The organism is Cellulosimicrobium sp. I38E, assembly GCF_001647255.1.
Lineage (GTDB): Bacteria > Actinomycetota > Actinomycetes > Actinomycetales > Cellulomonadaceae > Cellulosimicrobium > Cellulosimicrobium cellulans_E.
The window spans coordinates 64,488-85,027 of the sequence record NZ_LUAZ01000011.1 but is presented as its reverse complement, the minus strand read 5'-3'; the positions used below and the strand labels follow the sequence as shown (position 1 = coordinate 85,027).

General features: G+C 73.7%; 21 protein-coding genes. 2 read left to right on the top strand and 19 right to left on the bottom strand.

Going from position 1 to position 20,540, the window contains the following annotated elements; all coding sequences use genetic code 11:
* Window positions 1-195: 195 nt before the first annotated feature.
* The 6 genes from A0J59_RS03250 to urtA form a co-directional block, all read right to left on the bottom strand.
* Window positions 196-894, bottom strand: coding sequence for a GntR family transcriptional regulator (locus A0J59_RS03250; RefSeq protein ID WP_047232408.1), 699 nt, complete (start codon window positions 892-894; stop codon window positions 196-198).
* Between the two features lie 111 nt (window positions 895-1,005).
* Complete coding sequence (gene urtE, locus A0J59_RS03245; protein ID WP_047232407.1) at window positions 1,006-1,698, bottom strand: urea ABC transporter ATP-binding subunit UrtE; 693 nt, start codon at window positions 1,696-1,698, stop codon at window positions 1,006-1,008.
* Window positions 1,698-2,624 carry an urea ABC transporter ATP-binding protein UrtD gene (gene urtD, locus A0J59_RS03240; RefSeq protein ID WP_082918700.1) on the bottom strand — a complete coding sequence of 309 codons (927 nt, stop codon included), beginning with the start codon at window positions 2,622-2,624 and terminating at the stop codon, window positions 1,698-1,700. Before urtD ends, urtE begins: the two co-directional genes overlap by 1 nt.
* Window positions 2,621-3,814, bottom strand: coding sequence for an urea ABC transporter permease subunit UrtC (gene urtC, locus A0J59_RS03235; RefSeq protein ID WP_082918699.1), 1,194 nt, complete (start codon window positions 3,812-3,814; stop codon window positions 2,621-2,623). Before urtC ends, urtD begins: the two co-directional genes overlap by 4 nt.
* Window positions 3,811-4,695 (bottom strand): urea ABC transporter permease subunit UrtB, encoded by an 885-nt coding sequence (urtB, locus tag A0J59_RS03230; RefSeq protein WP_047232406.1) that lies wholly within the window; start codon window positions 4,693-4,695, stop codon window positions 3,811-3,813. Before urtB ends, urtC begins: the two co-directional genes overlap by 4 nt.
* 190 nt (window positions 4,696-4,885) lie before the next feature.
* Window positions 4,886-6,151, bottom strand: a complete 1,266-nt coding sequence (gene urtA, locus A0J59_RS03225) for an urea ABC transporter substrate-binding protein (protein WP_064315202.1) — start codon at window positions 6,149-6,151, stop codon at window positions 4,886-4,888.
* A 346-nt stretch (window positions 6,152-6,497) separates the two neighbouring features.
* Here urtA and A0J59_RS03220 point away from each other — a divergent pair, with 346 nt between their 5' ends.
* Window positions 6,498-6,992 (top strand): GNAT family N-acetyltransferase, encoded by a 495-nt coding sequence (locus A0J59_RS03220; protein WP_255364935.1) that lies wholly within the window; start codon window positions 6,498-6,500, stop codon window positions 6,990-6,992.
* Between the two features lie 169 nt (window positions 6,993-7,161).
* Here A0J59_RS03220 and A0J59_RS22235 read toward each other — a convergent pair whose 3' ends face one another.
* The 13 genes from A0J59_RS22235 to A0J59_RS03155 all read right to left on the bottom strand — a co-directional run bounded on the left by A0J59_RS22235 (window position 7,162) and on the right by A0J59_RS03155 (window position 19,204).
* Complete coding sequence (locus tag A0J59_RS22235) at window positions 7,162-8,208, bottom strand: energy-coupling factor ABC transporter permease (RefSeq protein ID WP_064315200.1); 1,047 nt, start codon at window positions 8,206-8,208, stop codon at window positions 7,162-7,164.
* A gap of 1 nt (window position 8,209) precedes the next feature.
* Entirely contained in the window at window positions 8,210-9,187 is a 978-nt protein-coding gene (locus tag A0J59_RS03210) for an urease accessory protein UreD (RefSeq protein ID WP_064315199.1), read from the bottom strand.
* Window positions 9,188-9,210: 23 nt separating this feature from the next.
* On the bottom strand, window positions 9,211-10,023 hold the full coding sequence (ureG, locus tag A0J59_RS03205; protein WP_064315198.1) for an urease accessory protein UreG: 813 nt from the start codon (window positions 10,021-10,023) through the stop codon (window positions 9,211-9,213).
* Window positions 10,016-10,915: an urease accessory UreF family protein gene (locus tag A0J59_RS03200; protein ID WP_255364940.1), complete on the bottom strand. Its 900-nt coding sequence runs from the start codon at window positions 10,913-10,915 to the stop codon at window positions 10,016-10,018. Before A0J59_RS03200 ends, ureG begins: the two co-directional genes overlap by 8 nt.
* 12 nt (window positions 10,916-10,927) lie before the next feature.
* On the bottom strand, window positions 10,928-12,646 hold the full coding sequence (locus A0J59_RS03195; protein ID WP_064315197.1) for an urease subunit alpha: 1,719 nt from the start codon (window positions 12,644-12,646) through the stop codon (window positions 10,928-10,930).
* A 3-nt stretch (window positions 12,647-12,649) separates the two neighbouring features.
* Window positions 12,650-13,099, bottom strand: coding sequence for an urease subunit beta (ureB, locus tag A0J59_RS03190; protein WP_082918698.1), 450 nt, complete (start codon window positions 13,097-13,099; stop codon window positions 12,650-12,652).
* 53 nt (window positions 13,100-13,152) lie between these two features.
* Window positions 13,153-13,455 carry an urease subunit gamma gene (locus A0J59_RS03185; protein ID WP_064315196.1) on the bottom strand — a complete coding sequence of 101 codons (303 nt, stop codon included), beginning with the start codon at window positions 13,453-13,455 and terminating at the stop codon, window positions 13,153-13,155.
* Window positions 13,456-13,623: 168 nt separating this feature from the next.
* On the bottom strand, window positions 13,624-15,249 hold the full coding sequence (groL, locus tag A0J59_RS03180; protein WP_047232400.1) for a chaperonin GroEL: 1,626 nt from the start codon (window positions 15,247-15,249) through the stop codon (window positions 13,624-13,626).
* Window positions 15,250-15,959: 710 nt separating this feature from the next.
* Window positions 15,960-16,154, bottom strand: coding sequence for a hypothetical protein (locus A0J59_RS03175; RefSeq protein ID WP_156532770.1), 195 nt, complete (start codon window positions 16,152-16,154; stop codon window positions 15,960-15,962).
* A gap of 91 nt (window positions 16,155-16,245) precedes the next feature.
* Entirely contained in the window at window positions 16,246-17,745 is a 1,500-nt protein-coding gene (locus tag A0J59_RS03170; protein WP_064315194.1) for an NAD(P)/FAD-dependent oxidoreductase, read from the bottom strand.
* 19 nt (window positions 17,746-17,764) lie between these two features.
* Window positions 17,765-17,968: a cold-shock protein gene (locus tag A0J59_RS03165; RefSeq protein ID WP_047232397.1), complete on the bottom strand. Its 204-nt coding sequence runs from the start codon at window positions 17,966-17,968 to the stop codon at window positions 17,765-17,767.
* Window positions 17,969-18,149: 181 nt separating this feature from the next.
* On the bottom strand, window positions 18,150-18,803 hold the full coding sequence (locus A0J59_RS03160; RefSeq protein WP_064315193.1) for a LytR C-terminal domain-containing protein: 654 nt from the start codon (window positions 18,801-18,803) through the stop codon (window positions 18,150-18,152).
* Window positions 18,804-18,883: 80 nt separating this feature from the next.
* Window positions 18,884-19,204 (bottom strand): DUF3263 domain-containing protein, encoded by a 321-nt coding sequence (locus A0J59_RS03155; RefSeq protein WP_047232395.1) that lies wholly within the window; start codon window positions 19,202-19,204, stop codon window positions 18,884-18,886.
* Window positions 19,205-19,446: 242 nt separating this feature from the next.
* On the opposite strand from A0J59_RS03155, the gene A0J59_RS03150 reads away from it, so the two are divergent.
* Entirely contained in the window at window positions 19,447-20,106 is a 660-nt protein-coding gene (locus tag A0J59_RS03150; RefSeq protein WP_255364939.1) for a uracil-DNA glycosylase, read from the top strand.
* Window positions 20,107-20,540: the final 434 nt, after the last annotated feature.

Below are 20,540 nucleotides of genomic sequence, written 5' to 3'. Positions count from 1 at the left end.
GTGGTGCCGCGTCGTGGCGGGCCTGGCGGGAGCCGCGAGGAACGAGCGGCGGATGGTAGACGCGGCACCACCACCCACCCCGACCACCCAGGCCAACCACACGCCGTCGAGCACAAGAACCACGGCTCTACCTCACGCAACCACGGCTCTACCTCGCGAGACCACGGCTCTACCTCGGCGAACCGGCGCCGAGCGTCAGACGGCGAGGGCCATGCGGGAGAGCGCGCGCGCCGCGCGTTCCATGACGACCGCGAGCGACTCGCCGACGTGCAGGTGGAGCGCGGTGCGGGCCTCGGGGAGGCGGTCCGCGAGCGCGAGCTCGAGGATCTCGATGTGCTCGTCGATGGTGATGCGGATGCGCTCGGACTCGACGAAGTCGTACATGCGCACGGCGCGCACCTTCTCGTTGACCTCGACGAGCGCCTCGGTCAGGCGCTCGTTGCCCGCGGCGCGGGACAGCACGGTGTGGAAGCGCTCGTCGAGGAGCACGAAGCTCGGGTCGGGCTCCGGCGGCGCGGCGCGGAGCTCGACCCACCGGCCGAGCTCGTCGCGCAGCGCGTCGGTGTCGTAGTGCAGCTCGGTGTTCTCGATGATGCGCTCGACGCCGCGCAGCTCGAGGGTCACGCGCAGCTCGTACAGGTCGCGCAGCTCGGCGAGGCTGGGCACGACGACGGCGTACCCGAAGTCGGTGCGCTGGATGAGACCGTCGGAGAGGAGCCGGGACAGCGCCTCGCGCACGGGCGTGCGCGACACCTCGAACCGCCGGCTCAGCTTGGGCTCGGTGAGCCGCTCGCGCGGGTCGACCCGGCCGTTGAGGATCTCGGCGCGCAGCCGCGTGTAGACGGCGTCGCGCAACGAGGTCGCGGCGGGTTCCGGCGCGGTCACGATGTCCATGCGGGGTCTCCTGGTCGTCCGGCCCGTGCGTCGTGGTCCTGCCCTGTCATCATCCCGCACCGTGACCCGGCGGCGGTGCCGGGCACGGCCCGAGGGTCGACGCCGCGTCGGCTACACGGCCATCGCCGCACGGACGCGCTCCTCGGCCGCCTCGCCGCCCGACCCCCGGCTCGTCACGCGCCCGGACTGGAGGACGACGTAGTCGCGCGCGGCGCCGAGCGCGAACCCGACGTGCTGCTCGACCAGCAGCACCGAGAGCCCGCCCGCGTCGGTGAGCGCGAGGATCGCGTCCTCGATCTCGGTGACGACGGACGGCTGGATGCCCTCGGTCGGCTCGTCGAGCACGAGCACGCGCGGGCCGGTGATGAGGGCGCGCGCGATGGCGAGCTGCTGGCGCTGGCCGCCGGACAGGAGCCCGGCGCGCCGCCCGAGGAGCCCGCGCAGCGCCGGGAACAGGTCGAGCGCTTCATCGAGGCGCCGCGGCCCCTCGCGCGACGTGTCGGCGACGAGCTGGAGGTTCTCGCGCGCCGTGAGGTCGCCGAACGACTGCTGCCCCTGCGGCACGTACGCGAGCCCGCGCCGCACGCGCTGGTGCGTGGGCAGCCGGGTGACGTCCTCGCCGTCGAGCACGACGCTGCCCGACCGGGCCTTGAGCAGCCCGAGCGCGGTCCGCAGGAGCGTCGTCTTGCCGGCTCCGTTGTGCCCCAGCACGGCGGCGACGCCGCCCGCGGGCACCGTGAGGTCGACGCCGTGCAGCACCATGGTCCGGCCGTAGCCCGCGTGCAGTCCCGTGAGCTCGAGCATCACGCCTCCTTCTCGTCGGTCGTCGTGGCCGACGTGGGCGCCGTGCCCCGTCGCCGGGCACCGCGGGTCGCGCCTGCGCTGCCGAGGTAGACCTCCTGCACGCGCGGGTCGGCCTGGACCTCGGCGTACGTGCCCTCGGCGAGCACCTGGCCCAGGTGCAGCACGGTCACGGAGCTCGCGAAGGCCCGGAGGAACTCCATGTCGTGCTCGACGACGACGACCGTCCGCTGGGCGCCGATGCGCTGGAGCAGCTCGCCGGTCTGCTCGCGCTCGGACTGGCTCATGCCCGCGACGGGCTCGTCGAGCAGCAGCAGCCGGGCGTCCTGGACGAGCAGCATCCCGATCTCGAGCCACTGCTTCTGCCCGTGCGCGAGGATCCCGGCTTGGACGTCGCGCAGGTGCGCGAGCCCGACGGTCTCGAGCGCCTGCTCGACGGTCTCGGGCGTCGACGTGCGACGTCGCAGGAGCGTGAGCGGCCCGCGTCCCGCACCCGCGGCGATGTCGAGGTTCTGGAGCACGCTGAGCTCCTCGAACACGCTCGCCGTCTGGAACGTGCGCCCGACGCCGGCCCGCGCGACGCGGTGCGTCTTCTTGCCGAGCAGGTCGACCCCACCGAACTGCACGGACCCCGACGCCTTGGCGAGCCCCGTGATCGCGTCCACGATCGTCGTCTTGCCCGCGCCGTTGGGCCCGATGAGGAACCGCAGGTCGCCCGCCGTGACGGTGAGGTCGACGCCCTGGACGGCGACGAACCCGTCGAACTCGACCCGCAGCCCGCGCACCTCGAGGTAGTCGTGCCGGAAGCGCGAGTCGTCGACGCCGAGGACGGACTGCGCGGCCTCGAGGTCGAGCCCGTCGCCCGCGACGCCGGTCTCGAGCACGGTCTCTCCGGTGCCCGACGCCGGTCCGGTGGGTTGCGTGGTCATGCGGTCCTCCCGGTGGTCGCGGGGTCGTGGTCGACGGCGGTCGCGTCCTCGTCGTCCGGCGCGCCCGAGGCGCCGTCGTCGGCCGGGCCGGGGGCGCCGCCGTCGGGCACCGCGCCGCCGCGGGAGCGGCGCCAGCGCGTGAAGAGCTCGGCGAGGCCGCCGGGCAGGAACGCGACGACGAGGATGAAGAGCGCGCCCTGGGCGTAGATCCACCCGGACGGGAAGGTCTCGGACAGGCTCGTCTGCGCCCAGCTCACGGCGATCGACCCGAGCACCGGGCCGAGGAGCGTCGCCCGGCCGCCGATCGCGACGCCGATGAGGAACCCGATCGACGGGACGACGCCCACGTCGGCGGGCGAGATGATCCCGACGATCGGGACGAACAGCGCGCCGCCCACGGCGGCCATGAATGCCGCGACGGCGTACGCGACGACCTTGACCTTCGCGGGGTCGTAGCCGAGGAACCGGACGCGGTTCTCCTGGTCGCGCACCGCGACGAGCAGCTCGCCGAAGCGCGACACCATGAGCTGGCGCGCGATCGCGACCATGACGAGCAGGGCGCCGGCGGCGATGAAGAAGAGCATGCGCTTGTTCACCGGGTCGGCGAGGTCGTAGCCGAAGAACGACCGGAACCCGTTGAGGCCGTTGGTGCCGCCCGTCGTCGCCTGCTGACCGACGAGCAGGATCGCGAACGCCGCCGCGAGCGCCTGCGACAGGATCGCGAAGTACGCGCCCCGCACGCGCCGCGTGAAGACAGCGAACCCGAGCAGCGCCGCGAGACCGGCAGGTATGACCGCGATGGCGAGGATCGTCACGACCGGCGACCGGAACGGCTCCCACCAGCCCGGCACCTCGCCCGAGCCGTAGAGCATCATGAAGTCCGGCACCCCGCCCGGCCCGGCGTCGGCAAGCTTGAGGTGCATCGCCATGATGTAGGCGCCGAGGCCGAAGAACACGCCCTGCCCGAGCGTGAGCATCCCGCCCCGCCCCCAGGCGAGGCCGATGCCGACCGCGACCATCGCGAGGCACAGGAACTTGCCGAGCAGACCGAGGCGGAACGTGGAGAGCGTCGCGGGCGCGACGGCGAACAGCAGGACCGCCGCGACGGCGAACCCGACGATCACGCGGGCGCGCGAGGAGCGGTACAGGGCGGAGAGCCGGGACGTGCCCCCGGTCGTGACGGCGCTCATGCGAGGCTCCTCGTCCGGACCGACACGAGGCCCTGGGGTCGCACCTGGAGGAAGACGACGATGACGACGAACACGAGCACCTTGGCGATGCTCGCCGTCGTGGAGTACTCGAAGGTCGCCTGGAGCAGCCCGAGCGCGAACGCCGCGATGACCGTGCCCTTGATCTGGCCGATGCCGCCCGCCACGACCACGAGGAACGCGTCGACGATGTAGCTCGTGCCGAGCGTCGGGCCGACCGACCCGAGGAGCGTGAGCGCGACGCCCGCGATCCCGGCGAGGCCGGACCCGATGAAGAACGTCAGGCGGTCCGTGGTCCGCGTGGAGACGCCGCTCGCCTCGGCGAGGTCGCGGTTCTGCACGACGGCGCGGATCCGCCGCCCGAGCGGCGTCACCTTGAGCACGACGGCCAGCGCGACGACCGCGACGAGCGCCAGCGCGAGGATGAACACGCGCGTCTTGGGGACGGCGAGCCCGAACAGGTCGACGGCGCCGCTCAGCCAGGCCGGGGCGCGCACGTCGACGTTCGGGGCGCCGAACACGTCGCGCGCGACCTGCTGGAGGACGAGCGCGACGCCCCACGTGACGAGGAGCGTGTCGAGCGGCCGCTTGTACATGCGGTGGATGAGCGTCGCCTCGAGCAGCAGGCCGAGCAGCCCGCCGACGAGGAACCCGAGCGGCAGCGACACGAGCAGCGAGACGCCGGCGTTCCCGACGACCCCCTGCACGACGAACGCCGTGTAGGCGCCCGCCATCATGAACTCGCCGTGCGCCATGTTGATGACGCCCATCTGGCCGAACGTGAGCGCCAGCCCGAGGGCGGCGAGGAGCAGGACCGAGCCGAGGCTCAGCCCCGCGAAGAGCTGCGAGAACAGCACATCCATGGGCGTCGTGCCTTCCGGTGGGTGCGTAGCAGGACGGGTGACGTGACCGCCGAGGTGGGGGCCGGGGGTGTGCGTGCCGGGTCGTGGCGGGACTGGCGGAAGCCCGCGAGGAACGAGCGGGCGGATGGTAGGCCCGGCACGCACACCCCCGGTCCCCGCCGGACTCAGCGGGTCGGGAGCGACGAAGTCGTCAGGAGAGGCCCTCGGCCCAGTCGTAGCCCTCGAGGTACGGGTCGGGCTCGATCGGCTCGCCCGAGCTCCACTCGGTGTAGATGAGGCCGTCGGGGCCGATCTTGCCGATCAGGGCGGTCTTGGCGATGTGGTGGTTGTCGCCGTTCACGGTGACGGAGCCCTCCGGCGCGTCGAAGGTGACGCCGTCGGCGGCCTCCTGGACGTCGGCGACGTCGAACGACTCGGCCTTCTCGACCATGCCCTTCCAGAGGTAGAGCGACGTGTACGCCGCCTCCATCGGGTCGGACGTCACGCGGTCGGCGCCGTACTTCGCCTGGAACGCCTCGACGAACGTGGTGTTCTCCGGGCTGTCGAGGGTCTGGTAGTAGTTCCAGGCCGTGAGCTGGCCCTCGACGTTCTCGACACCGACGCCGCCGACCTCCTCCTCGGCGATCGACACCGACACGACGGGCATCGTGTCCGGGCCGAGTCCGGCGTTCTTGTACTCCTTGAAGAACGCGACGTTGGAGTCGCCGTTGAGCGTGTTGAAGACGGCGTCCGCCCCGGCGGACTTCACCTTGTTGACGATCGTCGAGAAGTCGGTGTGGCCGAGGGGCGCGTACTCCTCGCCGAGGACCTCGATGCCGTTCGCCTCCGCGTAGGCGTTGATGATCTTGTTCGCCGTGCGCGGGAAGACGTAGTCGGAGCCGACGAGGAAGATCGAGGTGACCCCCTGCTCCTTGAGGTAGTCGAGCGCGGGGACGATCTGCTGGTTGGTCGTGGCGCCGGTGTAGAAGATGTTCGGCGACGACTCGAGGCCCTCGTACTGGACCGGGTAGAAGAGCAGCGAGTCCTGCGCCTCGAAGACCGGGAGCATCGCCTTGCGCGAGGCGGACGTCCAGCCGCCGAACACCGCGGCGACGCAGTCGCTCGTGATGAGCTTCTCCGCCTTCTCGGCGAAGACCGTGGGCTCGGACTGGCCGTCCTCCTGGACGATCTCGAGCTGCTTGCCGAGCACGCCGCCGTCGGCGTTGATCTCCTCGGCGGCGAGGGCGAGCGAGTCGGCGACGGTCTGCTCGGAGATCGCCATGGTGCCGGAGAGCGAGTTGAGGAAGCCGATCTTGACGGTGTCGCCGGAGGTGTCGACGCAGCTCTCGGCGGCGCTGGTCGCGGCGCCCGCGCCGTCCCCGGTCTCCGTCTTCGCGCCGCACGCGGTGAGCGTGAGCGCGAGGACGACGAGAGCGGCGGCCGGGGCGAGACGGGTCGTGGCGCGTGAAGGTGTCACGAGAGTCCTTTCAGCGAGGTTCGCACAGCGGAGGTCTCCGCAGGTTTCTCAGCAGGGGGCCGGCGGCCGCCGGGCAGGCGGTCGCTCGCCGCAGGCACACCGGGTACAGGTCTGTATACTTACCTGTGCCCGGGGTGGTGCCCACTGATGTCGACGCTAGTGACGCCGTGTTTCGGCCGATCTGCCCGTCCTGTTAACGGCGCGTGTCACACGGTCACGATCCGGTCACGCGCTCGAGAACGTCTCTCGAGGCAGACCCGAGGTAGAGCCGTGGTCGTGGAGCGTTCTCGAACCTCGTCTCTCCCGCGAGGGACCGGAGCGCTACCTCGCGACTATGGTCGTCCCCGTGCTGTTCCGACCCGCCGAGCCCGACGACGCCACGCGTCTCGCGCTCGTGCACCACACCGTGTGGCGCACGACCTACGCCGACCTCGTGCCCGACTCGTTCTGGCAGACCGCCACCCTCGAGGAACGCACCTCGTCCTGGAAGCGCTGGCTCGGGCCGGAGGCTTCGTCCGGCCGCATCCGGATCATCGTCGCGGAGATGGACGACGCGGTGGTCGGGTTCGGCATCGGCGGCCCGTCGCGGGAGGTCGGCAGCCACACGCCTGTGCGGGACGTTGAGCTGTACTCGCTGTACGTGCTGCCCGAGCACCACGGGACGGGGACGGGACAGGCCCTGCTCGACGTCGTCGTCCCGCCCGGGCCGGCGCAGGTCTGGGTGGCCGAGGAGAACCCGCGCGCGCGGCGCTTCTACGCGCGCAACGGGTTCGAGCCCGACGGCCCTCGGCACGCCGACGCCCGCTTCGGCGGGTTCGTCGAGATCCGGTTGGTCCGATAGGGCAAGGCCGAGGAGCGCCAGCGCGGGGGCGCCAGGTGCAACCTGCCCATCGACCGATGTCGACCAGGGCTCTACCTCGGCCGACCAGAGCTCTACCTGGACGGAGCGCGGCTCTACCTCGGTGGACCGGTGCTCTCCATCGGTGGTCTCCCGCGGGTGCAGCTGCTCGTCAGGCGGCCGGGGCGGTCGCCGTGCGGCGGCGGGCGGTGGCGCGCAGACCGGCGGTGAGGAGCCCGGCCGTGAGCGCGACGACGAGGGCCACGCCCACGAGGCCCGCGACACCGACGAAGATCCCGCCGGCCTCGCCGTAGTCGGCGAGCGGCATCCCCGCGAACGCGTGGTCGCGCGCCGCGTCGGCGAAGCCGACCGACTCGGCCGTCGCCTCGAGGCCGTCAGGCGTCGCTGCGGCGAACGACGACACGACGACCGCGGCGAGCAGCGCGCCCGACCCGAGCGCGAGCACCGCACGCCGCACCGCGCCGACCGGGGCCGCCGCGAGCGACGTGGCACCCGGCGAGACCGCCGCACCGGGCGAGGTCACGGCGTCGGGCACGAGGGCGCCGTTCGCCGCGGAGCGAGCCGGGCCCTCGATCGCCGCGACGCCTGGCGCGACGGCGAGCACGAGACCCACGACGCCCGCGGTGATGAGCGCCTCGCCGAGGCCGACGAGCACGTGCACGGAGAGCATCTGACCCACGAGCTCGCCCACCGGGACCGGGACCGTCCCACCGACGGCGAAGAGCCCCGCGAACACCGCGGCCGAGGCGGGCACGCTCACGAGGGCTCCCACCCCCGCGGCACCGGCGGCGCCCCGGCCCCGCGTCAGGCGCAGCACCCCGCGCGTCGCCGTCCAGCCGACGAGCGTCCCGACCACTGCCATGAGCAGCACGTTCGTGCCCAGCGCGGTGAGCCCGCCGTCGGCGAAGACGAGTGCCTGGACGAGCAGCACGAGCGTCACGGACAGCACGCCGAGCCACGGACCGACGAGCGCGGCCGCGAGCGCCCCGCCCATGAGGTGGCCGCTCGTCCCGGACGCGACGGGGTAGTTGAGCATCTGGACGGCGAAGACGAACCCTGTCGTCGCGGCCGTGAGCGCGACGCGGCGCGGGGTGAGGTCCTCGCGGGCCCGGTACGCGGCGTAGCCGACGGCGGCGAGGGACACGACGGCGGTCGTCGCCGACGTGGGGTCGTCGAGGAAGTGGTCGGGGACGTGCATGTCAGGCTCCTGTCGTCAGCAGTGTCGTGCGGGGTTCGGGAAGGTCGGTGTCCGACGGCGCGGCGTGGGTGGGCCGCGGGTCGTCGGCCAGGTCACCAGCGATGCCACGGGCGGCGCGCACCGCCGTCGTCCAGGCCGCCACGACGGCGTCGATCCCGGCGTCGTGGGTGCTCGGGCCGAGGTGGCGGCCGATCGCGCCGGGGCCGTCGAGGTCGAGCCGCAGCGGTGCGGGCGTGGTGCTCACGGGCCGGTCCACCGCGAGCGCGACGAGCGGGGCCGGCGGGCGCGTCCCGAGGCACAGCACCGAGTCGACGACGCGCGCGTCGCCGAGGATCCCGGGCAGGGCGCGGTCGTCGTCGAGGTCGAGGTCCTCGACGAAGAGCTCGCGCACGCGCTCCGGTCGAGCAAGGTCGCTCCGCCATGCAGGTCCCGACCCGTCCGGTGCCGCGGACTCACCGGTCCCGCCGACCCCGCGGGACGTCGAGGCGGCACCAGGTGCCGACAGGTCGACGCGCGTGCGCGACCGGAGCCGGCCGCCGACCTCGCCCGAGCGGCCCAGGACCAGCGTCTCGCGCAGCAGCGCGATGCCCCGCTCACGCCGCGCTCCGCCGTCCGCGAGCGACACGCGCGTGGTGCGCTCGACGTCGGCCCCGTCCGCCACGACGAACGGCAGCGCGTCCCACACGAGGAGCCCGCCGGCGTCGACCCGCACGTCCACGTCCCACGAGGCCGACCGGCCCCGCCCGGCGTACGCGACGGTCCCCGACACCTCGACGAGCTCGAGCTCGACGCCCTCGCCCACGTGCACCTCGACCCGCACGCGGTCGCCCCCGAGGAGCAGGGCGCGCGTCGCGACGAGCGCGACCCGGGCCACGCCCGGCCCCGTGGACAGGACGCGCGGGCTGAGCACGCCGGGGCGCAGGTCGCAGCGCACCCGGCCCGCGTCCCGGTACGCCCCCACCCGCGTCACGTCGTCCACGAGCGTCTCGTCGCCCCGGGCCCTCAGTCGCGCCCGACGGCGGCCACCGGCTCCGTGGCCGCGTCGCCGTCGGCGTGGGGGTGGTCGTGCCCGTGGGCGTGCGACGTGTCGCCCTCCTCGTGCGTGTGGAGGAAGCCGTTGCCGTCCTCGTCGGCATGGAAGTGCGGCGCCATCGGACCCGGGTCCTGCGGCACGTGCGCGCCCGCGCGGTGCGCCGCGAGCAGCGTCTGCACCCACGTGGTGAGCGCGTCGATCGACTCGCGGTCGAGGCGCGAGAGGGCGAGCACCGAGGCGCCGTCGCGCGCGGCCGTCGCGTCGAGGACCATCCGCGGCACGTCGACGCCCACGTAGGGCGCGAGGTCCGTCTTGTTGACGACGAGCAGGTCGGCCCGGGCGATGCCCGGCCCGCCCTTGCGCGCCACGTCGCCGCCGCCCGCGACGTCGAGCACGAAGATCTGCGCGTCGACGAGCGCGGGCGAGAACGTGGCGGTGAGGTTGTCGCCGCCCGACTCGACGAGCACGACGTCGAGCGGCGCGAAGTCCTCCTCGAGGTCCTCGACCGCGAGCAGGTTCGCGGTCACGTCGTCGCGGATCGCGGTGTGCGGGCATGCGCCGGTCTCGACCGCGCGGATGCGCTCGGGGTCGAGCACGCCCGCGGAGCGCAGGAACCGCGCGTCCTCGTCGGTGTAGATGTCGTTCGTGATGACGCCGAGCTGGAGCACGCCGGACAGCTCGCGGCACAGGAGCGCGATGAGCGAGCTCTTGCCCGTGCCGACAGGGCCGGCGACGCCGAGGCGCAGGGAACGGGTGCTGGCGGGGGTCGTCTGATCAGGCACTGAACAGCCTCTCGGTGGTGCGGGCGTGGATCTCGGCCCACTGCTCGACGAGCGGTGCGCCGTGCGCGGGGATCGCGCGGGGGTCGGTCAGGAGGGCGACGTCGTGAGCGAGCGCGTCGATCGCGGGCTGGGCCGCGACGACCCAGCCCGTCGCGACGACGGGATCGACGGGCTCGAGCTTGAGCGTCGCCGCGGCGACGGTCTGCACGTCCTCGTACCCGACGAGGCGCGCGACCTGCAGCGCGGACAGCCCCGCGCACGCGGCGGTCACGCCGAGCACCACCGGTCGCGGGGGCTGCGGTGCCCTGCGTCCCGCCGCCCCCCGACCCCCCGCGCCGTGTCCCGCGCCCGACGGAGCCGGCGCGGCCGACGTGGCGCCCTCGTGCGGGTCGGACATCCCGTCGGCGCGGCGCGCGTCGGCGACGAGCACCGCGGCCTCGTCCAGCGCAGCGACCGCGGGATGCCCGGCCCACAGCCGGCGCAGGAGCCGCAGATAGCCGCGGCCGAGCCGCTGCGACGTCTCGCGGAGCGCGGGCGACGGCGTCCGCGCCGCCCAGGCGAGCCAGGTGTCGGCGAGGTCGCGCGCCGCGGACGCCACGCCGTCGGGCACCCTGGCGGACGGTGCGCGATCCGCGGGGGCGGATCCGGCGCCGTCGGGCCCGGGACCGGCCGCGAGCGCCACGTGCCGTGCGACGACCGCCGTGGCCGCCTCGACGCGCGTGACCGTGGCGAGGCGGGCACGCACGTAGTCGGGCACGCGCGGAGCGGGCATGCCCGCCCGCAGCGCGGGCTCGAGGCCCGCCGACTGCGTGTGCCCGCCGGTGGGCAGGCGCGCGTCCGCGAGCAGCGCGAGCATGAGCTCCGCGCGCCCCTCCACGTCGACCTCCCGCATCTCGCTCACGGCTCAGAACAGCGAGTAGAGCTGCGCGAGGGGCAGCCGGTCGGCGGGCGCGGGGACGACGAGCTCGCCGTCGACCTCGATCGCGAAGGACTCCGGGTCGATCACGATCTGCGGCAGGTAGTCGTTGTTCTTCATCTGCGCCTTGCCGACGCCGCGCGTGTCCGCGACCGGGAGGAGCTGTCGGGCGAGCCCGAGCCGCTCCTCGAGGCCGTCGTCGAGCGCGGCGGGCGAGACGAACGACATCGAGACGTCGGCCCCGATCGCGTCGGCGAGCGCCGGACGCATGAGCACGGGCTGCGGCGACGGGATGGACGCGTTCGGGTCGCCGAGCGCGCCCCACACGAGCGCGCCGCCCTTCATGACGACGCTCGGCCGGACGCCGAAGAGCTTGGGCTCCCACAGCACGAGGTCGGCGACCTTGCCCGGCTCGACCGATCCCACGTACGCGTCGATCCCGTGCGCGACGGCCGGGTTGATCGTGTACTTGGCGACGTACCGGCGAGCGCGCAGGTTGTCCGCCGGCAGCTCCGGCCCGCGCGCCCCACCCGGGTGCGCGCCGCGCCGCGCCTTCATGACGTGCGCGACCTGCCACGTGCGCGTGACGACCTCGCCGATACGGCCCATGGCCTGCGCGTCGGACGACGTGATGGACATGGCGCCGAGGTCGTGGAGCACGTCCTCGGCGGCGATCGTCGTGCCGCGGATGCGCGACTCGGCGAACGCGAGGTCCTCGGCGACCTGCGGGTTGAGGTGGTGGCACACCATGAGCATGTCGAGGTGCTCGGCGACGGTGTTGACGGTGTGCGGGAGGGTCGGGTTGGTCGAGCCGGGGATGACGTTCGGGTGGCTCGCGACGGTGAGAATGTCCGGCGCATGGCCGCCGCCCGCGCCCTCGGCGTGGAAGGCGTGGATCGAGCGGCCGTCGATCGCACGCAGCGTCGACTCGACGAACCCGGCCTCGTTGAGCGAGTCCGAGTGCAGCGCGACCTGCAGCCCCCAGTCGTCGGCGGCGCGCAGCGCGGCGTCGATCGCGGCCGGCGTCGACCCCCAGTCCTCGTGGACCTTGTAGCCGCCCGCGCCCGCCATGGCCTGCTCGCGCAGCCCTTCCGCGCTCACGGTGTTGCCCTTGGCGAGCAGCAGGACGTTCACGGGGAGGCGGTCGAGCGAGCGGTGGATCGCCTCGAGGTGCCAGGCCCCGGGCGTGACGGTCGTGGCCTTGGTGCCCTCGCTCGGCCCGGTGCCGCCGCCCGCGACGGTCGTGATGCCGGTGGCGAGCGCCTCGACCACCTGGGACGGCGAGATGAGGTGCACGTGCGAGTCGATGCCGCCCGCGGTGAGGATCTTGCCCTCGCCGCTCACGACGTCCGTGCTCGGCCCGATGTGCAGGTCCGCGTGCACCCCGTCCGCGACGTCGGGGTTGCCCGCGCGCCCGAGCGCGACGATCCGCCCGTCCCGGATCCCGACGTCCGCCTTGACGATCCCCCACCAGTCCAGCACGACGGCGTTGGTGATCACCGTGTCGAGCGCGCCCTCGGCGCGGGTCGTGGACCCCTGCGCCATCGACTCGCGGATCGACTTGCCGCCGCCGAAGACGACCTCCTCGCCCCCGAACGTGCGGTCCTCCTCGACCTCGATCCACAGGTCGGTGTCGCCGAGGCGCACCTGGTCGCCCGTCGTCGGGCCGTAGAGCGCGACGTAGCGCTCGCGCGAGATCGCGACCATGCGTCAGTCCTCCTCGGGGGTGGTCGTGCCCGACGGCGACAGGTCGCCCGGAGCCGTCGTCCCGCCCGGGCCCCCGGGCACCTCGGGCGACGTGGGCACGCGGTCCAGCGCGCCGCCGTCGGGCTTGCCGCGCTGGAGCCCGGGGACGCGGCGTCGGCCCCGGAGGGCGACGGCCTCGACCTCCGCCGACGCGCCGGGCTCGAAGCGACGCGACGTGCCGGACGGGACGTCGAGCCGGAACCCGTGCGCGGCGTCCCGGTCGAACGAGAGCGCGGCGTTGGCGTCGGGAAGGTGCAGGTGGGAGCCGATCTGGACCGGGCGGTCCCCGGTGTTCGTCACGACCAGCGTCACGCGCTCGTCGTCGGTGCGGTCGGCGTTGAGGACGACGGGCACGTCCTCGGTGCCGCGCTTGAGCCGGATCGCGCCGGGTCCGCTCGTGCTGATGCCTGCCATGTCTCGCCTCGCTCTCGCTGGGATGCCGTCCGTGCCGCAGGGTCCGGGCCGGGTCAGGCGATCGGCTGGTGGATGGTGACGAGCTTGCGTCCGTCGGGGAACGTCGCCTCGACCTGGACGTCGGGCAGCATCTCCGCGACGCCGTCCATCACCTCGTCGCGCCCGAGCACCTCGCGTCCGGAGACCATGAGCTCCTCGACGCCCGCCCCCTCGCGGGCGCGCTCGATCACCCACGTGGTGAGCAGGGCGACGGTCTCGGGGTAGTTGAGCAGCACGCCGCGCTTGCGCCGGTCGCGCGCGACCATGCCCGCGACGGCGAGCAGGAGCTTCTCGGTGTCCGCGGGTGTCAGGTGCATGGCGGAGATCCTGCCGGGCGTTCGTTTCCGGCGTGTATACACCGCGTTATACGTCCGTGTACCGGGAGGCTCCGGGCACGACGAAGGCCGCCGACCGGGAGAACCCGGCCGACGGCCTTCGATGTCCTGCGACCTCCCGGACCAGTCCGGGAGAGGGTCAGGCGTGGATCAGAAGTCCATGCCGCCCATGCCACCGTCGCCACCGGGGACGGCCGGAGCCTTCTCCGGCTTGTCGGCGACGACGGCCTCGGTCGTGAGGAAGAGCGCCGCGATGGAGGCGGCGTTCTGGAGCGCGGAGCGCGTGACCTTGACCGGGTCGTTCACGCCGGCGGCGAGGAGGTCCTCGTAGACACCGGTCGCGGCGTTGAGGCCCTGGCCGGACGGGAGGTTGCGCACCTTCTCCGCGACGACGCCACCCTCGAGGCCCGCGTTGACGGCGATCTGCTTGAGCGGGGCGTCGATCGCGGCGCGCACGATCTGCGCGCCGGTCGCCTCGTCACCCTCGAGCTCGAGCTTCTCGAACGCCACGGCACCGGCCTGGATGAGCGCGACGCCACCACCGGCGACGATGCCCTCCTCGACGGCCGCCTTCGCGTTGCGCACGGCGTCCTCGATGCGGTGCTTGCGCTCCTTGAGCTCGACCTCCGTCGCGGCACCCGCCTTGATGACGGCCACGCCGCCGGCGAGCTTCGCGAGGCGCTCCTGGAGCTTCTCGCGGTCGTAGTCGGAGTCCGACTTCTCGATCTCGCCACGGATCTGGTTGACGCGACCCTGGATCAGGTCGGCGTCGCCCGCACCCTCGACGATCGTGGTCTCGTCCTTGGTGACGACGACCTTGCGCGCCTGGCCGAGCAGGTCCAGCGTCGCGTTCTCGAGCTTGAGGCCCACCGTCTCGGTGATGACCTGGCCGCCGGTGAGGATCGCGATGTCCTGGAGCATGGCCTTGCGGCGGTCGCCGAAGCCCGGAGCCTTGACGGCGACGGACTTGAACGTGCCACGGATCTTGTTGAGCACCAGGGTCGCGAGCGCCTCGCCCTCGACGTCCTCGGCGATGATGAGGAGCGAGCGGCCGGCCTTCATGACCTGGTCGAGGACCGGGAGCAGGTCCTTCACGTTCGAGATCTTGGACTCGACGATGAGGACGTACGGGTCCTCGAGCACGGCCTCCTGGCGCTCGGGGTCCGTCTCGAAGTAGCGCGCGAGGAAGCCCTTGTCGAAGCGCATGCCCTCGGTGAGCTCGAGCTCGAGGCCGAACGTGTTCGACTCCTCGACCGTGATGACGCCCTCCTTGCCCACCTTGTCGAGGGCCTCGGCGATGAGCTCGCCGATCGCGGGGTCGCCGGCGGAGATGGCGGCCGTGGCGGCGATCTCCTCCTTGGTCTCGATCTCCTTGGCGGCGTTGAGCAGCTGCTCGGTCACCGCGTCGACGGCCTTCTCGATGCCGCGCTTGACGGCGATCGGGTTGGCGCCGGCCGCGACGACGCGCAGGCCCTCGCGCACGAGCGCCTGGGCGAGCACGGTCGCGGTGGTGGTGCCGTCACCCGCGACGTCGTCGGTCTTCTTGGCGACCTCCTTGACGAGCTCCGCACCGATCTTCTCGTACGGGTCCTCGAGCTCGATCTCCTTGGCGATGGAGACGCCGTCGTTCGTGATGGTCGGCGCGCCCCACTTCTTGTCGAGCACGACGTTGCGGCCCTTGGGGCCGAGGGTGACCTTGACGGTGTCGGCGAGGGCGTTGAGCCCGCGCTCCATGCTCCGACGAGCCTCCTCGTCGAAGGCGATGATCTTGGCCATGGGGAATGATCCTCCGCTGGTGGCGTATGGCGGTCGGCCGGCGCCCGCGACGGACGGCCCGCGACGGGCGGCGTTCATGTCACGCCGCCGGGGCGGGCCTCACCTGTCGACCTGGTGTGGTGCGCCGCACCCGCGGTGAGCGGCTGCCTGCGCTGGTCACTTCTGTCACTCTCATGACGAGAGTGCTAACGCCATTATTGGCACTCGCAGGGGGCGAGTGCAAGACAGCCCGCCACGGCCCTCCCCCGTATCGCGACGGGCGAAACCCGCCGTACCTCGCGATCGCCCTAGGATGCGCGGTGTGATCCGCGCAACACCGTCGTGGCGCCTCGCCGCAGCCCTGGCCGGCTGCGTGCTGGTCCCTGCCCTCGGCACCGCCGGTCCCCTGCTCGCCGGGCTCGAGGCCGCGGCCGACGTCTACGCCGCGACGGGCGACACGGCGCGCGCCACCGACGCGACGCTCGGCGCCGCACGGCTGCGCATGGCCGTCGAGCGGTCGTTCGGGTCGCAGGGCTACCCGCGCCACGTCACCGGCGGCGCGCGCGACGCGTCGACCGCGTTCGTCCTGCCCCCGTTCCAGCCCGAGCCGCTCGCGGGAGCGGACGTCGCGTGGCGCGCGTCCGTCACCGAGATGCTGCGCCCCGCCGGTGGGCTCGCTCCCGGGGCGGGCTGGCGTGAGGACGGCATCTCTGGACGCCGCAGACGACGCTCTACGCGCTCACCGCCGCGTCGCCGTCCGAGCCCGAGGACGTCGCGGACGCCGAGGAGTGGCTGCGGTGGGTCGACGACCACCGCACCGCGTCGGGCGCGATCCCGGAGAAGGTCCTCGCGGACGGGTCGCCCGCCGCCGTCGCACCGCTGTCGTGGAGCTCGCTCGTCGTGCTCGCGCTCGTCGAGCTCGACACGACCACCGCCGCCCCGGCGAGGTAGAGGCGTGGTCAGGCGAGGTAGAGGCGTGGTCGCCTGGGGTCGAGGCGTGGTCCCGGACCGCGAGCGCTACCTGGCACCCACTCCCGACGTCGGCGCCAGATCGGGCTCCGCGCGGACGTCGAACTCCCGGCGCAGCACGCGCCGCGCGGCGTACCAGCCGCCGAGCCCGTGCACGCCCGGCCCCGGCGGCGTGGAGGCCGAGCACAGGTACACGCCCTCGAGCCCGACGGCGTACGGGTCGAGCCGGGGCGTCGGGCGCGCGACCATCTGCCACATGCTCACCGCGCCGCCCGCGATGTCGCCGCCCACGTAGCTCTCGTCGTGCGTCGCCATCTCCGCGGCAGGCACGCAGCGGGACGCGACGACGAGGTCCCGGACCCCCGGGGCGAACCGTTCGAGCTGACCGAGGACGTCCTCGGTCACGTCGCGCGTCGAGCCGGCGGGCACGTGCGCATACGTCCACAGCGGGCGCAGCCCGCCCGTCCCACGGCCGGGGTCGACGACGGTCGGGTCGCTGACCAGGACCACCGGGCGCGGGGCGTGGCGCCCGGCCGCGACGTCGGCCTCGGCGCGCGCCATCTCGGCGCGCGTGCCGCCGAGGTGCACCGTGCCGGCATGCCCCACCTCCGCGTCCGCCCACGGGACCGGCCCGGAGAGCACGAGGTCGACCTTCGCGGCCGCGTCGCCGTGCCGGAACCTCCGGAGGGCCCACTCGGTGCGCGGCGTCAGGCGGTCGGCGAACACGTCCGCGACGACGCGCGGCGCCGTGTCGAACACGTAGGCCCGAGCCCGCGGCAGGTCGGCCCGCGTCCCGACGCGGTGGCCCGTGACGACCTCCCCGCCGTGAGCACGCAGGTCGTCCAGGAGTGCTGCGGCGATCGCGCCCGAACCGCCCCGTGGCAGCGGCCACCCACCCGGCGCGTGACCGAGCGAGGCCAGCAGGAGCGCCGTCCCGGCGGCGGCCAGCGACGGCAGGCGGGCGATCGCGTGCGCCGCGACGCCCGTGAGCAGCGCCCCGGCCTCGTCCGTGCGGAACCGCCGCGTCCACGCCGCGCTCCCCTGCTCGAGGACCGCCGCGCCGAACCGTGCCGCCGCCCCTGCGCCGCTCGGCGTCAGCACGCGCCCCGGCACCGACCGCTTGTCACCCAGGGCGACCGCGACGACGTCGCGCCAGCCCTCGGCGAGCGGGCCGAGCAGCGCGCGCCAGGCTGCGCCGTCGACACCGAGACGCTCCACCGTGCGGTCGAGGTCGTGGTACGCGATGCCCGCGCGGCCGCCGTCGAGCGGCTGCGCGTACGACACCTCGGGCGCGAACAGCTCCACGCCCCGCGCAGCGAGGTCGAACGCCTCGAAGAACGGGGACGCCCACGCCATCGGGTGCACGGCCGAGCACACGTCGTGCACGACCCCGTCCGCGAGGCCGAGGTCGAGCGTGCGCGAGCCGCCACCGATCGTCGGCTGCGCCTCGAGGACGCGCACGGCGAGACCGGCGCGTGCGAGGGTCACGGCGGCGGCCAGCCCGTTGGGGCCCGAACCGACGACGACGGCGTCGAGGTTCTCCGTCACGCGACCCTCGCGAGCGGCGTCAGAGCGGCCGCACCTGCTCGGCCTGCGGGCCCTTGGTGCCCTGGCCGAGCTCGAACTCGACCTCCTGGCCCTCGTCGAGCGTGCGGTAGCCGTCGGTCTGGATCGCGCTGAAGTGCACGAAGAGGTCCTGTCCGCCGGCGGCGGGCGTGATGAACCCGTAGCCCTTCTCGGAGTTGAACCACTTCACGGTGCCCTGAGCCATTGACGTTCTCCTCGTGCATCGTCGCCCGCGAGGCGACCCCCGCCCCGTGGTAGCCCGAGCCTAGCCCGCCCGTGGCCCGCGCGGAAGGTCGGACGCGCGGCGCGACGCGGGCAAGGAACTCCGGTGAACGAGCAGGTCACACGGGTGCGACCTCGCCCCCGAGAGATCCGGGGCGCAGCCGTCAGCCGACGGGGGTGAGCTCCGACTTGATGATGACGGCGACGTCGCCGGTGTTGAGGGCGTCGACCTGGACCACGTTCTCCGCCGGGATCCCGAGCGTCGCCGCGACGGCGGCGGCCGTGTCGCTGCGGTCCGGCACGTACCAGACGGTCGTGACGTCGGGGCTCTCGCTCTCCGCGGGGAAGTCTCCCGCTTCGGTGTTGCTGAAGCCCTGGGCGTCGAGGGCGTCCTTGCCCTTGCGCGCCTCTCCGCCGATCCCGCTGTCGTTCAGCACGCGGACGTACGCGCTCGGGTCGGCAGCGGCCATGAGCGTCGCGAGGTCCGGCGCGGCGGGCGTCTCCTCGACGGGCGGCTCCTCCGTGGCCGGGGGCTCCTCCTCCGCCGGAGGCTCCTCGGTCTCCTCGGCGGGCGGCGCCTCGGTCTCCTCGGCCGCGGGCTCGGTGGACTGCGCCTGCGGCGGGTTCTCGGTCGCGCCGTTGTCCGACAGCAGCGCGACGCCCCCGTACGCCAGGCCGGCGAAGACGACGGCGACCAGCAGGAACGGCCACGTCTTGCTCCACCCGCTGCGCGGCGTGCGGTGCACCCCCACGGGCGCGCCCTGCTGCGCGGGCGCGTCGAACTCGTCGGGCGCGTAGGGGTAGCGGCTCTTCGTCACGGCGACAGGGTAGCCCGGTCGGGCCCGTTGGCTAAACGCCCGGTTCGCGCGAACTTCACGGGCGAGGGGTGCACCTCAGGTCACAGACCCTCGAGCCGGCGGGCCGTCCGGGCCCGCTGCCTGGTGGAACGCATCCGGCGCAGCCGCTTGACGAGCATCGGGTCGTGCGCGAGCGCCGCCGGTGAGTCGATGAGCGCGTTGAGCACCTGGTAGTAGCGCGTCGCGGTCATGTCGAAGAGCTCGCGCACCGCCTGCTCCTTGGCGCCCGAGTACTTCCACCACTGCCGCTCGAACGCCAGGATCTCCTGGTCCCGCTCGCTCAGGCCCGACGCCGGGCCCTCCTGGGCGGTCGGGTCGCCGACGCCGTCGGGTCCGTCGAGCACGTACGCCGCCTCGCTCATCGTTCCCTCCCTGCACTCTCTCGTCACGGGACCTGCGCACCCCGGTGCGCCCGGCCGCCTCTCAGCGTACGCACGAACCACACGGGTGTCATTCATCCTCGCCGGAGTCGCCGGAGGCGTCCCCGGGGGCCGATAGGCTCGTGGCCGTGGAGAGCGCACCCGCCCAGCCCGTCGACGTCGACCCGGGCAACACCCCGGCAGTCACCGATCCGGCGACGGCCCCCCGCCCCCCGCTCGCGAGCATCATGGCGCCCGACTGGGCCCAGGCCCTCGCGCCCGTCGAGCCGCAGCTCCACGCGCTCGGGGACTTCCTCCGCACCGAGGTCGCAGCCGGACGCGAGTACCTGCCCGCGCCGTCGGCGATCCTGAACGCGTTCTCGCGGCCGCTCGCGGACGTGCGCGTGCTCGTCGTCGGCCAGGACCCCTACCCCACGCCGGGGCACCCGATGGGGCTGTCGTTCTCCGTGCAGCCGCACGTGCGCCCGGTGCCGCGCTCGCTCCAGAACATCTTCGCGGAGCTCGCGGAGGACGTCGGTGCCCCCACGCCCGCGAACGGCGACCTCACCGCGTGGAGCGACCAGGGCGTCATGCTCCTCAACAGGGTGCTCACCGTCCGCCCCGGCGAGCCCGGCTCGCACCGCGGCCAGGGGTGGGAGGCCGTCACGGAGGCCGCGATCCGGGCGCTCGTCGCGCGCGACGCCCCGCTGGTCGCGATCCTGTGGGGCCGCGACGCCGCGACGCTGCGCCCGATGCTCGGCGACACTCCCGTCGTCGCGAGCGCCCACCCGAGCCCGCTCTCCGCGCGCCGCGGGTTCTTCGGCTCCCGCCCGTTCTCCCGCGTCAACGAGCTCCTCGTCGCCCAGGGCGCCGCCCCCGTCGACTGGACCCTCCCGACCGCGTAGCCCGCCCCCCGCCGAGGTAGACCCGTGGTCCGGCGAGGTAGACCCGTGGTCCGGCGAGGTAGAGCCCTGGTCGGTCGAGGTAGAGGCGTGGTTCTCGTGCCCGACGGCGCGGGGTCGCCCTGAGAGGTCGGGTTGGTGGTGGTGCCACCACTCACCCCGCCCGGATTCGTCTCACCGTGGTCTGGGCTCGCCCCCGGCGAACCCCGCGCGGCGGGGCTCGTCCTACGCCTCCAGACGTCCGAGCGCCCGCTGGACCCGCTGCGACCCGCCCGGTCGGCCCTCCGGGTCATCTGGGCAGCGGCCGAACCCTCACGCGTGGTGACCTGATCGCGATCGGTGTCCGGCCGCCGTCAGGCATGACCTCGGCTCTACCTCGACCAACCAGGCCTCTACCTCGCGGAACCACGGCGCTACCTCGCGGAACCACGGCTCTG

What these genes read in the sequence shown, in the direction of transcription:
- urtD (WP_082918700.1), bottom strand. Translation starts at nt 2,624, where the DNA reads ATGACCACGCAACCCACCGGACCGGCGTCGGGCACCGGAGAGACCGTG.
- urtE (WP_047232407.1), bottom strand. Translation starts at nt 1,698, where the DNA reads ATGCTCGAGCTCACGGGACTGCACGCGGGCTACGGCCGGACCATGGTG.
- A0J59_RS03165 (WP_047232397.1), bottom strand. Translation starts at nt 17,968, where the DNA reads ATGGCTCAGGGCACCGTGAAGTGGTTCAACTCCGAGAAGGGCTACGGG.
- A0J59_RS03195 (WP_064315197.1), bottom strand. Translation starts at nt 12,646, where the DNA reads ATGGTCGCGATCTCGCGCGAGCGCTACGTCGCGCTCTACGGCCCGACG.
- A0J59_RS03155 (WP_047232395.1), bottom strand. Translation starts at nt 19,204, where the DNA reads ATGAGCGAGGCGGCGTACGTGCTCGACGGACCCGACGGCGTCGGCGAC.
- urtC (WP_082918699.1), bottom strand. Translation starts at nt 3,814, where the DNA reads ATGAGCGCCGTCACGACCGGGGGCACGTCCCGGCTCTCCGCCCTGTAC.
- ureB (WP_082918698.1), bottom strand. Translation starts at nt 13,099, where the DNA reads ATGGCAGGCATCAGCACGAGCGGACCCGGCGCGATCCGGCTCAAGCGC.
- A0J59_RS03200 (WP_255364940.1), bottom strand. Translation starts at nt 10,915, where the DNA reads ATGCGGGAGGTCGACGTGGAGGGGCGCGCGGAGCTCATGCTCGCGCTG.
- A0J59_RS03250 (WP_047232408.1), bottom strand. Translation starts at nt 894, where the DNA reads ATGGACATCGTGACCGCGCCGGAACCCGCCGCGACCTCGTTGCGCGAC.
- A0J59_RS22235 (WP_064315200.1), bottom strand. Translation starts at nt 8,208, where the DNA reads ATGCACGTCCCCGACCACTTCCTCGACGACCCCACGTCGGCGACGACC.
- A0J59_RS03185 (WP_064315196.1), bottom strand. Translation starts at nt 13,455, where the DNA reads ATGCACCTGACACCCGCGGACACCGAGAAGCTCCTGCTCGCCGTCGCG.
- urtB (WP_047232406.1), bottom strand. Translation starts at nt 4,695, where the DNA reads ATGGATGTGCTGTTCTCGCAGCTCTTCGCGGGGCTGAGCCTCGGCTCG.
- groL (WP_047232400.1), bottom strand. Translation starts at nt 15,249, where the DNA reads ATGGCCAAGATCATCGCCTTCGACGAGGAGGCTCGTCGGAGCATGGAG.